Source organism: Flavobacterium suaedae, assembly GCF_014642915.1.
Classification (GTDB): Bacteria; Bacteroidota; Bacteroidia; order Flavobacteriales; family Flavobacteriaceae; genus Flavobacterium; species Flavobacterium suaedae.
On sequence record NZ_BMJE01000004.1, the window covers coordinates 317316 to 333182 of the forward strand.

Consider the following 15867-nt stretch of genomic DNA (forward strand, 5'->3'; position numbering starts at 1 on the left):
GGTTTAAATGCTTATGGTTTGCATGGTTTTATTTTCTTTTTTCAGCTCGTTGCGTATGCCTTTTATTAGTTCTCCTTCTGTTACCACAGTACTGTTGCGCTTAATGGCAGCCAGTGCGCAAAAACGCAAAACGTTTATAATAGACCCACCAGACATTTCGTAGCTCTCAGCAATTTGGTAAATATCAATATCAGGACTGAGTATACATTTTCCGGAGAATGCTTTTTGCCATAGCTGGTGTCTTTCCTCAACGTTTGGCATAGTAAAGTGAATCATACTTTGGAAACGACGTGTAAAGGCTTCATCCATATTTGTTTTAAGGTTAGAAGCTAATATTACTACCCCGGGGAAATCTTCAATGCGTTGTAGTAGATATGCGGTTTGTTGGTTGGCATGCCTGTCGTTAGAGGAGTTAGCAGCAGTACGCTTACCAAATAGTGCATCAGCTTCATCAAAAAACAGAATCCAGTTATTGTTCTGGGCTATATCAAACAGTTTTGAAAGGTTCTTTTCAGTTTCACCAATATATTTAGATACTACCATTGATAAATCAATACGGTAGACTTCCCTTTCCGTCATTTTCCCGATTAAAGTAGCGGTAAGAGTTTTACCCGTACCAGGAGGACCATAAAACAAAGTTCTGTATCCGGGTTTTATTTTTTTTCCTAAATCCCAGTCCTGTAGTAATGCATCGCCATATTCCAGCCAGCCAATAACTTCGTTTACCTGTTCCAGAATAATTTCATCTAAAACAACATCTTCCCAGTTCATAGCAGTGTTTATTCTTTTTGCAGGGAAATTGTTACTGTATTTATGCTCTGTTTTTTCGCCTGTCATAAAATAAACCAGCCAGCCGTTATCAATACTAAGTATTCCGTCTAGCATAGGGAGATGGTTTTCTGTATCGCCTAAGTTTAGTACTTTCTCTTTGTTTAAAGTGTGGGTTTCATCAAACAGTTCCCATACTTCTTTTTTTAGTTGAGGATGTGAAGAAGCAATTAAAAAACAGAGGGTTTGCCCTGTAGGTAAAAAACCGCTGTGTAACTTATCGGTAACTCCGCCAAACTCTGTAAAGCCTCTGTCGTAAATTTCATTTTTGCCGAAAAATATATCTAAAGCTTCCGGTCTTAAATGCGGAGTCATAGCCAATGCTAAAGCCAGCCTCCCATACATAGTTATATCATGTTCGGCAATAAAAATACTGTACGGGCTTTCATCTTCTGATAAATCAGGCAAAGGAATTTCCTGCCAGTCATTTTCATGCCCTTCTTGTTTGAAATATGATTTTATAGCCTGACTAATTACTTCCTGAAGCCAGTCAATTTCATTTTCCAGTACTTGTATGTAGTCTTCATTGTACATTGGCATTATACATTAGCTGTAAATAATTTTTCAACATCGTTAAGACTGGTGTCTGCCCATTTAAAATATTGTAGTGCTGTATTTGGGTTCAGCTCATTTGCAGGGAGCATATCCAAAATGTTAAGCGAGTTGTATTCGGTACTGTAAGGCATATACATTTCCGATGCTTCAAAATTGAAATCGAAAAAATTATTAGCCCACTGGTTTTGTTCTTGTATTTGTGCTGTTATATAAGTGGTTAGTGTGTCGGTTTTTTCTTCTCGTACAGCCAGTTTTTTTGCTTTAAAAAAGCAGGGCTTTCTCTTTTTTTCTCTGTAATAGCAATCAATATCTCGTGATTGTACTACTTTGGATGAGTGATGACTAAAAAGGTTAGACAGACCGAAACTATCAGCCTCTCCTGATATTTCTACTTCGGCATTTTCCGCACCTGCTATTATAAGGTTCCATTCTGCTGCACTTACCACTTCTGTTACTACATATAATTCTCTGAAAGAAAAATAAGTTTGGGTAAGCCTTATAATCAGTTCTTGTTGTAGCTCGTTCCAGTTAGTAATTTTTACAGCTTCGGGAGCATCAGCATGAAAAATAAAACTACCTTTTTTATCAAAAGTTAATATTTGCTTATTGAATTCAAACTCTCCCGAAATAGGGTCTGTACCGCTACCTCTGCCTGAATAAGGTTTTTGTACTCCTTCCCCAAAACTCCATCCTATAGGATTTAGTTTAAAGCCATAATCTATTTCTTTTTCACCGGGTGCTATTACATTGTTATGGTATATGTTGCCCAATACTATAATTTCTCCGTTTTGTATTTGGAAGAAATCTCCCGGAAACAGAGAGCTATTTAAAGGCTTGCTGGGTATATATCCTGAACTTTTCATGTAAAAATGCCTGTAAAAGTTTTTAGCTGCATTTTCCATACGCTTAAAAGTTTAAAAACCGATGTTAGCTTGTTTAGGCTAACATCGGTTATAGTTTTTATGATGCTAATGCGGCTGCATTTGCAGCTGCTAAACCTGATTGTAAAGACTTCAGTTTAATCTGTGCTTTACTAAGGTCAGCTTTTGCATCGCTTAGTTGTTTTTCGGTAATGGCAACAGCATTTTCCATATAGGCATAATTCTTTTGCGCATCAGCATACGCTACATCCAGAATACTGGCCAGTGAATATGTTTTTTCGTTACCCGAAGCATCAGGAACAACCGTTAATGTGTTGTATAACTCTTTTGCCTGTGCATAGCTAAGCTCTATTGCAGATTCACTTTCCATAACAGAACCCTGAGAAGCAAATGTTGATTTTAATGCTACTAATGTTAATGCTATTACATTATTGGCATCACTTCCTGCTGTGCTCAGCATACTTACAAGTTCATCTGAAATAAGCGGATTTAAAGCTTTTTTGCGTATAACGGTTGTAGCTAGTTTATTAATTACTTCTACCGAATAGATAAGTTTATCCATAAGGTTTTTAACATTAACAGCAACCTCATTTAGTTTGCTTTTTGCATCTACTACCTCGTTAAAGGCTACAGATGAATTGTTCATTAAATTATTAGCACTTTGTACCAGTTGAGTTCCCAGGTTTTTATTATTAAAGGCTTGGGTACGGGTACTGTTAGCAGTATTTAATAAGGTCTGGAAATTATTGTACTTATCAGTTAACGATTCTACAATAGTTTGGAATAATTCTACATTTTGTTGTGCGTTAAGTACCTGCATTGTTAAAGCATCTATTTCTGCTTTTTTGCTTTCGGTTACGCCATATTTATTATTTAAAGAAGCGTTTCTTTTTACTATGGAATTTAATGTATGGATACTCATGATGTTTCTTTTTACGGATTATTAATTTTCTTTATACTCAAATGCTCTTGCATTTACAGATGATAAGGCGTTTGTGAACTTAGACTGGTTTTCTTCGGTTGCGGTACTAACAGCTAGTATAACAGGCATATATTCATCACCATTTATTAGCATGTTACCAAAGTTATCGGTTGTGCCCGGCTTAATGTAGGCTACCATTGTAACTTCAGTAGTATCGCCGTTTGCTTTCTCCGATGCTTTTACAGCAGGCAGGAAGCTGCCTACCGGTACTTGCTCAGCTAATTCAAGGTTAAAATAGAAACCTATTTTTTTCTTCTGCACTAAGCTTGTAAGCTTTTTAATGGCATCATCTTTAGACTTTTGTATTTTACTCAAGTCTTTATTAAGAGATGAAATAGTGGTATTAATATTCTTAACTTCTTTTGCTTCACTGGTATCTTTTAGCATAAGCTGAGTTTGATATATTCTGGATTGAATTTCTTCAATATCAGGATCAAACTCTTTTGCTATAGCTTCCATCGATGTTATCTCATCGTAGAAGTTCCCCATACTTTCTGCTGTAAGCATTCCTTTAGGCAAGGTACTGCTTACAGGTAATAACATACAACGATATTCTACTTCCGAAGGCTGTTCAGGAGCAGTGAAAGAAATTTTAAAGTTTACATCAGAGTCTGTTTTGTTTGGGGTAACGATATTAACATTAAGCGCTACCAATGCATTATTAAATTTCTCTAAAACAGTTATCTCATCATCTTTTAGTTTGTTTTGCTCAACAGATGCTACTTTAATTGTTCTGCTGTTTACAGCCTGAATTTGTTGTGTAATACAGAAAGATGGTGAAGCAGCCGATAGGAAATCACTGAAATTGTTTATTGTTCTTTTATAATTGTCAGTATAAACAGCCATTACAAAAACAACATAATCTACCCCTAAGTCAATATCCTTTCCGTCTGTATCTTTTAGAGGATTACCGCTATCGTTAACATTTAAAAAGTTTACGGTTTCGGTTATCTTAGCTTTATTAGACACTTCAATTTCTATAAACTGTTGATTGTTACTTTCTTTTATGATGATGTTTTCAGCTGTAGAAATTGAGAAAAGAGAACTTTTACTTTCTTTAACTACAAATAGGTAATATTTACTTACAGGATTTGTAGTGCTCTCAAAAGGATTTTTAACCGACTTAAAATCAACATCAAAACTGGTTTCTGTAATATTCTCTACTGTAAGCCCTAAGTTCAATTCATTGTTTATAGAATTGTAGGCATCACTACTGGCATTAGCTTCTACACTCAGGTATTTAAAATTACCTTCGGCAACTTTCTCTTTAGCACTGGTAGACGATACTGCTGCGTTATCTGTAGCTACTGTTTGCGATGCTGCATTAAACTCGTTTTCAGCAATTTTTAAAATATTGTTTATGGCAGAATTTGTACTTTTCGATTCGTTAAGTACAGTGTCAGAAGAAACCTCCGAAGTAAGCATTGATGCCTCCATACCCAGTTGAGAAGTAACTTCTGAAAGGTATGCAGTTTCATTCATAAGTTCTCTTGCCTCTGCAGCTTGCATGTAAATATCGCTGTCAAAATCAGAAGCATTTACTATACTGTATACACTGCCTATATCGCTGGCAAGTTTTACAACAGCATTTGCTGCTATTTGTATGTTAGATGCAGCAACAGCTACATCGCTAACAGCTTGTTTTTGCAAACTACTTGCCTGCGTTGCAGAAGCAAGTTCGTTATTAGAGATATTACTGTTTGCTACTGCTAAACTTTGAACGTCAGATTTAAAGTCTAAATCTTTTTGTGCTGTTCCCAGTTTTTCATTGGCAGTAATAGTTGCACCCTCTGCATGATATAAAGCAAACATAGAGGAGTCTTGTTTTGCCTGAAGGTTTTTTTGTTCAAGACTCTGGCTTTGTAACGAGGTTACAACGGCAGAGCGTAAATTTTCGTTATATGCATTCATAATACTATATTTTTTTGATGGTTAATAAAAATTAATGGTCTTGCGGTAATTGTTTTTTCTAGCTGCTGTCTATTTTTTCTTTTAGTTGGAAATGTTTCATAATCAAAGTATTTTAATATGCCCATGTAACGTGTAAGGGCTTGTTCATCCATGGATATTTTATTATTGAAAAAGAGAAAGGTGATTGTGCTATTAGTATATCATAAGGTCTTTTTTCTACTTTAAGCTCCCACCTGTCTTCTGTCTCCGAGAGTAAACCGTCACGCACTAAAAAGTTTCCTCTTAATCCTTCAATAGAGCTTTTTCCTATAGCTGCCCAGTAGTTTATAGCAGCTTCCAGTAAACTTTCTATCAGTTTTTTTTCATCATCTTTAATACTAAAGCCATCGGTAATAGGTGCCTCTAAAGGAATGCCACAAAGCAGTTTGTTTAAAGGCAGTAAAAACTCTTCGGTATATTCTAAGCCTGTAACTAAGTATTGTAAATAGTGTACTGCCTGTTCCTGATATTCTTCATTTTTAAATTTGCCATCTTGCGTTAGCCCAAGCCTGTCGAGCAGCATTAAAATGTAGTTGTTTAATAAAACCATTCCCGCATTTTTTACAGGTATCATTTCTCTTGAATCTGTATTTGCAGATTGGTTTATATCCGGAGCTGGTTTCTTTTCATCTGCCATATTGATTAGGTTTTTAGTAGTCGATGATTTACGCATTTGTTCTTCCTGATAGTGCTTTTCGGTTTCCCGTAGAGAAACTAAAAGGGCAGGAGGTAAGGCATAAGGAACAGTTTTAAACTCTTTTATTAAAACATGTGGCTTTATACCGTATTTAGTTTGGCACTCCCAGAATATTTCATTCCATATTTGTTTTGCAGAAAGTGTTTGCCAGTTTCCGCTTCTCCATGCTGTAATAAACTTTCGGAATACTATGTTTTGCAGCTTTTTGTAGCTAATACTTTTTAGTTTTATCGCTTCAAGGTTGTAGTATAATTGTTCAACCAGTTGAAGTATAGTTTCTTTATTTCGGCTAAGTGTTCCTGCTGCTTTTACCAATGTTTTAAAGTTGATGGTTTGCTGTAGCCATTGCCATTGTGTTTCGGCAATAGGTTCTTGTTTTATAATTAATAAAAAAGTAAAAGGTTCTTGCTGTATAAGCGTGTTAAGTGCTGTACTTATACTTTCTTTATCGTTTTGTTCCGTAGGTTTTGCCCATGAGGATAATTGTCCAAATTGTACTAAATGCTTGGCAAGCGTGTACAGCAGCCCTTTTCGTTTAGCTTTTAATAATACACCTGATGTTTTATAGAAAGTGCCGAAAGTACTATTATAGGCACTATTTATAGTAAAATACTTGGCTACTAGTTTAATGGTGTGTGTTGAATAGCTATTACTTTCCCTTATTTTCTTTTCTATATGTTTTGTACTTCCTTTTGGTGTTAGCTTGGTTAGTAGGCTGAATACATCATTAAAAATTTGCGTGCTACCTTTTTTGTTTGCTGCTAAATCCCATAGTGCAGACCAAAATAGCGCTGTTGCTTTTTCAAGATTAGACCCTGATAATACGGATAAAAATAAATGATATAACTGTTGTAAAGATTGTGCTTCTTCCTGCTTTTTACCTTGAGCAGATTGAAATATCCACAGGGAGAAGTTTTCAAAACTAACAGTGTCAGCGATGATGTCTGCACGTTCTTTAGAGTATGGAATTTCAGTAAGTAGTTTTTGTACTTCTCTTGGAGCATACTCTAATACCTTAATAAGAATTGTACGGGTATTATACTTTATATTATTCCATTTCGTTTTATTACTGCCTTGCTGTAAACCCTGTTTTAATAACTTAACAGCTATAGTAAGCGGAAGGCTCTCTTTACCTGTAATAAATATCGTTTTTGCATTATTCTGTGTGTGAAGTGTTTTTCTTTTCTCCTTTTCTTTCTCTATTTCTTTTTGAATAGGGTAGGTAAAGAAAATGGCCTTTTTAAACTGCTGTATAAATAGCTTTTTGCTACCGCCATGTGCAGGATAAAGTATAAGTGTTTGGAAGAATAACTCTTCCAGTTTAATGTTGAGTTTACTTGTACTTACAGCACTTCCTTTTAAATAATGTTGTATAAATGCAGTGTAGGTTTTGCTCAGTTTAGGCAAGAATACATCAGCATCTTTAAGCAGATAGTTTAGTAACTTTTTATAAAGAAGAGGCGTATTATTTTTAAGCTCTGAAAATGCTGCTTTCGATAACTGTAAGTTTAGTAATCTGCTCAGTTTTTCCTGCTCATTTGTAGTAGTATTGATTATAAATTTGATCTTCTCAATTAAGGGTAAAGGTTGTTTACGTTCTTGCTTTTTGTGCTGTTGTATAATAGGCAAGTGAAGAGCTATAAATGCTTTTTCCTGCTGTAGTGCTGTAATCAACTCATCAAAATAACTTTGTTCATTGTTGTTATAAAATAAAGTTTCAAGTTTGCTTAATAGTTGTTCTGTATACTGCCTAGTATCAAATCTTTTTTGAGAGATGAGTACTTGTAAACCAATAGTGTAAATGTGGTTTTCAACTAAAGGGGTAGTATTGTTATTACTAATTTTAAGTATAGCAGTTATTACCTCACTAGCTTTTTTACTTACTTTATTCAGTATTTTTTTACTGTAATTCTCATCCAATAAAAAGTTTATCCATTGAGTGATTTCTTTTTTATCAGGGTGTTGCTTTAATGCTTTAAAGGCAGCTACAGGATTTAATGCTACATTCTTTAAAAATGCTTGCTTTAAAGAAATGAAAATTAGCTTTTCATGGGTTGAAGCCCCCTGAATATTATTAATTACTTTCCCCAGTAGTAGTAACTGTTCCCTGAATAGTGTAATGAAGTCTGTAGGAGTTTCTTTTTGTATTGTTTTTTCTAAGTGATGTTGTAGTTTTAAAAGTGACTTACTTTTTGTTGCAGCACCGGCATTGGTATAATACAATTTACTTACCACAGCACTTTTAGATGTTTTAAAACGCTTAGTAACTTTTTGTATATAGCTGTCTAAAAGTTGCTCAGTAGAGAACGTTTTATTGTCAGTTATTACACTCCTTAAAGCATCTTTTAAAAATGCTGCTTTACTGTAGTTTACAGAAAGCTGTTTGGTAGTAGCCTCTATAGTTGCGATTACTTCTCTGTATTTGAAAGATGAGGTTTGTTGATAGCTAAAACCTAAAAGCATTTCAATAGTTATAGGGCTAAGCTTCTCAATTAATAGTGTTTTATCTTTTACTGTAGTGTTTAGTAAAGCTCTTACTTTACCTGAATTCTCTTTACTAAGTTGTATCAGTAAATCATTAAAAGTATTTATTTGAGCAGGAGATTTTAAGGCATTTAAAGTACTTAATTGCTCTTGTAGTACTACCCAATTACTTAAAGTCCCCTCTTTGTCTTTTTGCTGTGATTTACCTGATGTATTTTCCTTTATCAGTGCCTGAAGATTCGTTATAAATTCAGGTTTTAAAGCCGCGTGTTTGGCTGCTATTATGGTAATAGCCTCTTCAATTAACCCTAATAATTCGGCATAGCTTACGTTGTAGTGCGCAGCCATTTGTATCAGGTTGCTTTTAGCAAAAGCCAGTCGGTTAAAAACACTCCCTTTTTCTGATAAAAGATAGTTTAACACCCAATACCACAAGTGTTTTTTAAACTCGCGTAAATCGGTTTTTATTATTGGCTTTTTTTGTTGTACCGTTATTAATTCCTGATTGAAATCGGTAATGTGCGTATAGTTGCTCGGCTCTAAACCTTTTACAATTAGTTTAATGTTCTCTTCACTTACCTGCCATGCTATTCGTTTTCTTACATTATTATGGCGTATGCCCAGCCTTTTTATAAGTGCTATAGTTTCTGCTTCATTGTTTACTAATTGCTCTTTCAGCATTTCGTTGAGTGACCCGCTTGCCGATTTATACGTCCATGGAATGAACCCATACAGCAGATAGTTTTCTATAAGCTGTAAAAGCGAGCTGTCCTCATGCAGTATCTCAATATTTTGTTTTCTGTTATACTGTTGCAGGATAAGGTTAGTAAGTTGCTCTCTTAATTGTTGCTGCAATCGGGCAGCCATTTCGGTATCATAATTATCAAAATCAATACTACCGAGGTTAAGCTCTAAGTTGCTTATTCTCCAAGTCTGCTCAGGAGGGCATATTGCATCAAAAACCTCCAGAATAGTACGCTGCATGTGTATTCTGCTCCAGTCGCTTATCTTTTCCTGTAACTCAAAAGCCTTTTCTTTGTTACCAAACAAAGTATCCCATTTCAGGCTCGATATGATATGTGTGTTATTACCAGCCATCGCCTAAAGGGTTTAAATTGTTTATAAATCTGAAAAGGTTTTCCGCACTTTGTTTGGTGCTTTTAAGGTTCTTATTATTAAATAATAAGGCATTATGATAGTTAGAGAACTGTTCTATTAAATCGGTTAGTTTTTCTGTATCTAACAAGCAGGTGGAATGGGCACACTGTAATGGCAGGGTGTTTTCAAGAAAAAGAGTAAGCCTGCTTTTAAAATCGTTTCCGTTTAAAACAGGTATAAACCCGGGTAAAAACAACAGAATAAGATTGGCATATCGCTCAGTGTTATATACCGCCGTTCCACCGGAAGTATATACTGAGAAATAATAGCTACTGTTTCCTAAGGATTTAAAGTTTTTAGCGTCAGCATTATCTATACTTACTGCTTCTAAATCGATAGCATTGCCATCTAATTGTAAAGATAAATTATCATGATTTTGATGAATAGTAGTCTCGTAATTTTCAACTGTGGTAACAGTAGCAAAACCTACTTCTTCTTTGGTTTTGTAGTGAGAACCGCTTTCAGGATTTTGGCTTATTACGATGTTGAAACGCAACTCTTTTAAAAGAAGTGGCATTTCTAAAAATATAAGCCCCTTACGTTGTTTTATAAGCCAAAAAGCAAGCCTGTTAGTGGCTGATTTTTCATCTTTTGTGTTGGCTATAAAATCCCTGTAAAGCAGTTTAAGACCGAACAACAAGTTTATTTTTAACTCTATTCCTGTATAATTTATAAAGTCACGACTGCTTAATTTCTCTGCCCAGTCAAGAGCATTAGAGTTGAATATAAAATCTTTGCTGTAGCCTTTTAAAATTTGTTCTTCAAAATCGGCAGGAACTTCTTTAGGGATTATTCCCGAAACCTTATTTGCTGCTACTGTATTATAACTTTTATACCTGTTGTACGATAGTAAACTATAGTTTTGCAGGTACAGGCTTTTTATAATAACCTTGTCCTTAATGCTGTTGCCTGAAATTACAGTACCATCTATATAAGCGTCCATAAGCTCAGGTGACTCTCCGTGACGGGCGAGTAAATGGTCTAAAAGACTATTTCTTCTTTGCAGGTTTACATCCTCATTTTCCATTAACTGCATTAAACCCCAGATGTAGGAGTTATAAGGATCATTTTTATAAGCCTGCCAACTCTTTACTTCTTTTTCTCTTTGTGAACTCCCTGCATTATCAAAATCAAAAACATTGTTGTTTTTTAATAGTGGTTTTATGTGTGGAACATCATACAATGCCTGATAGTAATAGGTAGGAGAGAAACAGTTATATGGAACAGGGTAAGCAGGGTTTGCTTTTTCCTGAGCATCCTGCACTGCATAGTATTCTTCTCTTTGTGACGGTATTCCTGATAATGAGTTTTTAAAAGAAAACAAATTGCCCACGTTAGCCAGTTGCGAAAACTGATTGGCTATAACTTGGTCAAAAAGGGTTAAATAGCCCTTTAACTGCCTTGATTGTGCTACCTTAAAACTATCAGAATCGTTATCTAAGGCATTAGGTCCTATTTTGTATATATCAGGGAATGTATTTTGTATGGAGTAATAGGAATTAATATCTCGGTATCGTCCTTTGGGTAATTCGGTTTGTTTTTCCACACTGGCGCCCATTAGTATATTATCATCGGGTAGATGTAGTTTTTCAGGTGTTTGTATTGTGTTGAGGTTTACTTTTCTCCCTTTGCAATAAAATTGAAGACTACCGTTATTTACAGACTCATTAATAGCTATAGTAAGTATTTCTTCAGTTTTACACTGTATTTGTGAGTAGGTTTCGCCTTCTGCTGTAAATGTAATGTTGGAAACAGTTTCTACAGCCGATATTTTATTCAATAAGGCACTTATCTCAAAAGCTTTTAAAGAATCCTTTTTATCGCCCAGTATAGCAGTAGGAATCCAACCTCTTTGTAATAAAGGACCGTTTAAAATAGTATCTGTTTCAACTCCTTCGTTAACCAGTTGATTGTAACCAATAGGTGCAACATCAGGGAATATATACTCACGGATAAGATGTTGCAGGGTTGTTATAACTTCCTGAACATCTTTTCCGTTTTTTATCTCTATTGTACCTGACAGCAGATACGTTTTGGGCGTTAACAGTTGGGGTTCATCAAACAACTCGCAAAGGTTTCGGCACTTATTTAAATATTGATGAGCACTGATGCAGTACGTTTTATCATTCAAGTTGGTTTGGATTGTTTCACTAAGTTGCAGGTAAACTTTATAGTTTTTATATCCGCCGTTATAGTGCGGTACTATTACTGCATTGCCAACGCCTTCTATACCATCAATAAGATACTTTCTGTAATCTTCAATAGTTACAGGTGCGGTGGTAAGTATGTTTTCAGGCAGGTAAAACTGACTTTCAAAATCTATCTTTCCGTTTTCATCTGTGAGTATATCTGCTATCGAAAAATCATTGCAGTAACCAAGCTCAGTAAGGGCATAACAAACCTGCTCCAATATAGTAACACCGGGGTCGCTGGCATTTAGGTTTGTCCAGTCTTTACCCCCATATTGCTGTATATAAGCTAACCCTTCAGCCTTTAAAGAATCAAAGTCTTGGCTTTTGGGTAACGGAGTGTTTATTATGTGGTTTATTTTACTCATATAGCTTTGTTACACGTAATTTGATGTTGTCCTGCCGAAACCAGCAGCATATTTTCTTTTACAGTAGTTACGGCTTGATTTTTTATAATAGGTTCAGTGCTTACTGTTGTCCACGTTGAGAAGCTGATGCTGTTCACTTCAATTACTCCCTCAATTTTTGATATGCAGTGTAAAATTTCATCGTTGGTTATAGGGGTATCTATAGTATGCTGTTTTTCCGTTGAAGCCACCCAAGGAGAAATAAAAGTATTAATGGCTGTGTTTACTGCCTTTTGTACTGCATAGCATTCGTAGTTGCTGCCAATAACAATGTCTGCTATGACTTTTACATATTGGAAATCAAAATTGAGCACTTTAGCCGTTGTAAACGCGGTGATTTTATTCGCTAAAAAATTATCTGTTTCTGTCTGTTCACAAACCGTTATAGCAGGAGTTAGCGCATTGGTATCGGTTATTGTATCATAATGCTTAACCACATATGAATAAGTGATTCCTTTTTTAGCGTTGTACACAGGTTTACAGAAATACACAAAAGGATACTGCTGTTTAATAATTCGTATAAAATCCTGTTTGCTTACTGCTCTTTCCTTTGTTTTAATTCGGTTGCTAACCCTTACGTTCATTAGCTTTTCATTTTCGGCTGCCTTACCGCCAAACGAAGGAAAGGGTTGCACTACAGAGGCTATTTCAGGTATTGCATTTTGCGGTTTGGTTATACTGTTTGCTGCCAACTTCGGGGTAATGCTCACACTGTTTTGCACTGATGAACGTTGCACACAAACCCCATTAGTAGTAATAGTTATAATGTTAGTTGGCGAAAGGGCTATGTCATTTACAGCAACAGCAATATAGTAGCTGCTGTCAGGAAATAGCAGGCTGTTATTACTCATATCCTCAGGTAGGTTTACCGTAACAATACCGGGGCAGGTAAAATTATTAGTGCCATCTTTCATTACAGGTAATGCTTTCCACCCTGTCGCGCTGAAATAGTAATAGTAAGGTTGCTGTTGTTTTAGTTCATTTTTATAGCTGGTTGCTATTTCAACATATAGGTTTAACGTGTTTGATGTTACTACATTATCCATTTTCAGGAACATATAGCCTTTATAATATAACGGAGAGAAAAGTAGTAGCCCGTTGCTAGTATTAGTGCTTTCTGTGTTATTTATAAACTCATAGTTTTTCTCACCGTTTGCACTGTCGTAAACCTTATAGTTGCTTAAAGGCGTGTACCAAAAGCATTCAATAGGCTCGCTTGAAGAAGTTCCATCACCAAAATTGTACGTTTGCGATGCCGTATAATGCCCTGTAAATAAAGTTAGGTTAGGTACAAACGGAACATTAGGTGTAGGAGAAGGTTTATTTTTATCATCTTTTTTAAATACTATCTCCGCATTTTTTAAAGTGACATCTGCAATAACTTTCGGGTACAAATCAGAACCGAAACCATATTTTTCCGGTGCGGTTAAAACCATTCTTATAAAACCATTAGTACTGGAATCCGAAAACTTTAAAGGTGTTAACTGTATATCTGAATCAGGCTGTATGTTATCACTCCTTTCGCTGTTAGTGCTTTTATATAATGTTGACGGTTGCAATTCACACACTTCATTCTCAGAAGAATACTCGGTAGTAAACAGCAAAGTCCCTTCAGGAGTAACAGTAGGTGTGCATTCGGTTGGTATAGAGTAAGCCGTATCGGTAATAGTATTATCACTCGAAATACTAATATCTTCCAGTTGGGTAACATCAATATCAACCCAATTGTTTTCAAAAAGTTGCTGAAACTTGACAGTAAAGCAATAGTTGTTGTAGGTTTCTGTTGCTTCTTTTTCTTTTTTTCTTTTTTCAATGATATGAAGTATCTTCCCTACAGCTTCCAGTGCATTTATAAGCCAGTTGTCCCCGTTATCTTGTGAAGTTGAATTATTCTCTTCAACTTCTTCATTTCCGTTAGTGCTCTCAAGCTCATATTCGTTTATGTAATTATTATACTGCTCGTAGTAATCAGCAAATCCATTTTTGGGTAGTTTGTCCCAGTTCAGTTCAAAATACCAAGTGTTTAAAGGCTTGCTCATCATTTCGCTGTTGCCTATAATAAAGCTGCTGTTATAGGCAGGGACAGGACCCAGTGGAGGGTAAGGCTTTTTAGTGCTTAATGCGCCGTAGTCGTTATACAGGCTAAAGTTCTTCATGCCTGTAACGGTAACATCTATAGTAAGCTGTGTGAGTACCGGTACAGTAGTAGGGTTAGTAATTGCTTCAAACACTACTTTTAGCATAGGCCAAGAGCTTTCAATGCCGTCAGGGTGCGATGCAAAAGGCTCTATTGATGGTTGGCTGTCATCAAGTAATACATCTGCTACTAAACTTTGTGCTGTTTCGGAGTAATCAACGAACTGAATTATATCAGTAACCTCCAACCATGTTTTTTGTGTACTTAAATAATAACGAGCGTTTTTTAGTAGAGTTAGATTGTACTGCTTGTCAAACTCAAAAGTGAAGGTTACTTTTCTTTTACCCTCTTTTAAAAGCAGCATGGGCGATGCAAATGCAATACCTGTATTTACTGTGGTAGCAGGAGAAGTTTTATTTTCTCCGAAAGCTTCCCACGACTGCATTACTCCCTCTTCATTTTTCTTTATAACAGAAGGAGTATCTATATTTTTAAACTGTAAAGAATATAAGTCATCTTTTTGAGGTAAAACACTCATAGTGTAAGCCTCAGTAATAGTAGCGGGGTTTAAGGTGACATCTGTTGTTGTTGTAAAAAGTATGGGTTTCTTATCAGCATCTGTCCCCGCATTAAAAGCAGTGCCTTCAGGTAATAAAAACGGATTTTTTTTAGTCAGTGTAAGGTATATATAAGCCTTATCTGCTATAGCTTTGTTGGGTTGTTGTTTTAGTATATCTCGGTAATAAAATGCAAGATGTTTATTGGCTATCCCGTTTACTTCCTTTTGATATATTTTAAGCAGGTCTACAAACGAGCGTACTAAAACAGTATCAGGATAACTCCCTGTTTCTTTTTTTATGTTGTCAAACTCTTTATTAGCATGGTGTATAACCGTATGGAAGAATTTAAAAACAATATCCCCTACGGCAGTTACAGCATTTAAAATAGCTTCTTTGCTGTTTTGGTCTATAGGATGCTTTAGGTTGAGCACCTCCCAATACGGGCTTGTGCTTTTATTCTCTTTCCATATTTTTTCCTCATATACTGAATACAGCGGATAACGATAGGTGTCTACAGGTGTAATGCCGGGTAAGGTTTGAGAAAGATATAAGTTCTGCCTAAGTGAATTAATTGCCCAGAAATAAGGGCTTAGTGTGTTTTTTGCCTGATGAATAACATACTTTTTAAGTGCATATTCTTCATCAGAAGACTGCATATAATGTACCCAGCTTTTTATTTGGATGAATATGCCGGATAACTGGTCAAAAAGCTGGTTGAAATTAATAGCTGTTTTATACCCCTCAATATCTTTTTTTATATAAAGCTTTAGTTTTTTATCGGTACTGCGATACAGGTTGTGGTACTTTTTAAAAGGTGTACCTGCAATGGTTGCGGTAAGAAACAAAGGGTCTTTTAGTAAAAAAGGTTTCCACGAACCATTTTGGTTGTTGTTTTCGTCATAAAAATTAATCAGCTCCGCAAAACCAGATATAAAGCTAAGCCAGTCTTTCTCCGTTCTCCCGTCAATCATATCGGGATTGGGAGTTAAAGCCTGTATTTGAGCTTGTATTGCGCTATTTTGATTAATTTTTTGCATGT

7 protein-coding genes are annotated in these 15867 nt (G+C 35.6%); all 7 read right to left on the reverse strand.

Annotated features, from left to right (window positions below; all coding sequences use genetic code 11):
- Positions 1 to 3: 3 nt before the first annotated feature.
- The 7 genes from IEW45_RS09740 to IEW45_RS09770 all read right to left on the reverse strand — a co-directional run bounded on the left by IEW45_RS09740 (position 4) and on the right by IEW45_RS09770 (position 15865).
- Entirely contained in the window at positions 4 to 1362 is a 1359-nt protein-coding gene (locus IEW45_RS09740; protein WP_188621142.1) for an ATP-binding protein, read from the reverse strand.
- A 5-nt stretch (positions 1363 to 1367) separates the two neighbouring features.
- Complete coding sequence (locus tag IEW45_RS09745) at positions 1368 to 2285, reverse strand: hypothetical protein (RefSeq protein WP_188621055.1); 918 nt, start codon at positions 2283 to 2285, stop codon at positions 1368 to 1370.
- A 58-nt stretch (positions 2286 to 2343) separates the two neighbouring features.
- Entirely contained in the window at positions 2344 to 3186 is an 843-nt protein-coding gene (locus tag IEW45_RS09750) for a hypothetical protein (protein WP_188621056.1), read from the reverse strand.
- A gap of 21 nt (positions 3187 to 3207) precedes the next feature.
- Entirely contained in the window at positions 3208 to 5157 is a 1950-nt protein-coding gene (locus tag IEW45_RS09755; RefSeq protein ID WP_188621057.1) for a hypothetical protein, read from the reverse strand.
- Positions 5158 to 5269: 112 nt separating this feature from the next.
- Positions 5270 to 9475, reverse strand: coding sequence for a contractile injection system tape measure protein (locus tag IEW45_RS09760; RefSeq protein WP_188621058.1), 4206 nt, complete (start codon positions 9473 to 9475; stop codon positions 5270 to 5272).
- Entirely contained in the window at positions 9465 to 12092 is a 2628-nt protein-coding gene (locus IEW45_RS09765; RefSeq protein ID WP_188621059.1) for a baseplate wedge protein, read from the reverse strand. Before IEW45_RS09765 ends, IEW45_RS09760 begins: the two co-directional genes overlap by 11 nt.
- A complete protein-coding gene (locus IEW45_RS09770; protein ID WP_188621060.1) occupies positions 12089 to 15865 on the reverse strand; it encodes a baseplate J/gp47 family protein in 3777 nt (1258 codons plus the stop codon). The genes IEW45_RS09765 and IEW45_RS09770 overlap by 4 nt, the downstream gene beginning before the upstream one ends.
- Between the last annotated feature and the right edge of the window lie 2 nt (positions 15866 to 15867).

Coding starts and splice junctions, on each gene's coding strand:
- IEW45_RS09740 (WP_188621142.1), bottom strand. CDS start 1,362: ATGTACAATGAAGACTACATACAAGTACTGGAAAATGAAATTGACTGG.
- IEW45_RS09745 (WP_188621055.1), bottom strand. CDS start 2,285: ATGGAAAATGCAGCTAAAAACTTTTACAGGCATTTTTACATGAAAAGT.
- IEW45_RS09750 (WP_188621056.1), bottom strand. CDS start 3,186: ATGAGTATCCATACATTAAATTCCATAGTAAAAAGAAACGCTTCTTTA.
- IEW45_RS09755 (WP_188621057.1), bottom strand. CDS start 5,157: ATGAATGCATATAACGAAAATTTACGCTCTGCCGTTGTAACCTCGTTA.
- IEW45_RS09760 (WP_188621058.1), bottom strand. CDS start 9,475: ATGGCTGGTAATAACACACATATCATATCGAGCCTGAAATGGGATACT.
- IEW45_RS09765 (WP_188621059.1), bottom strand. CDS start 12,092: ATGAGTAAAATAAACCACATAATAAACACTCCGTTACCCAAAAGCCAA.
- IEW45_RS09770 (WP_188621060.1), bottom strand. CDS start 15,865: ATGCAAAAAATTAATCAAAATAGCGCAATACAAGCTCAAATACAGGCT.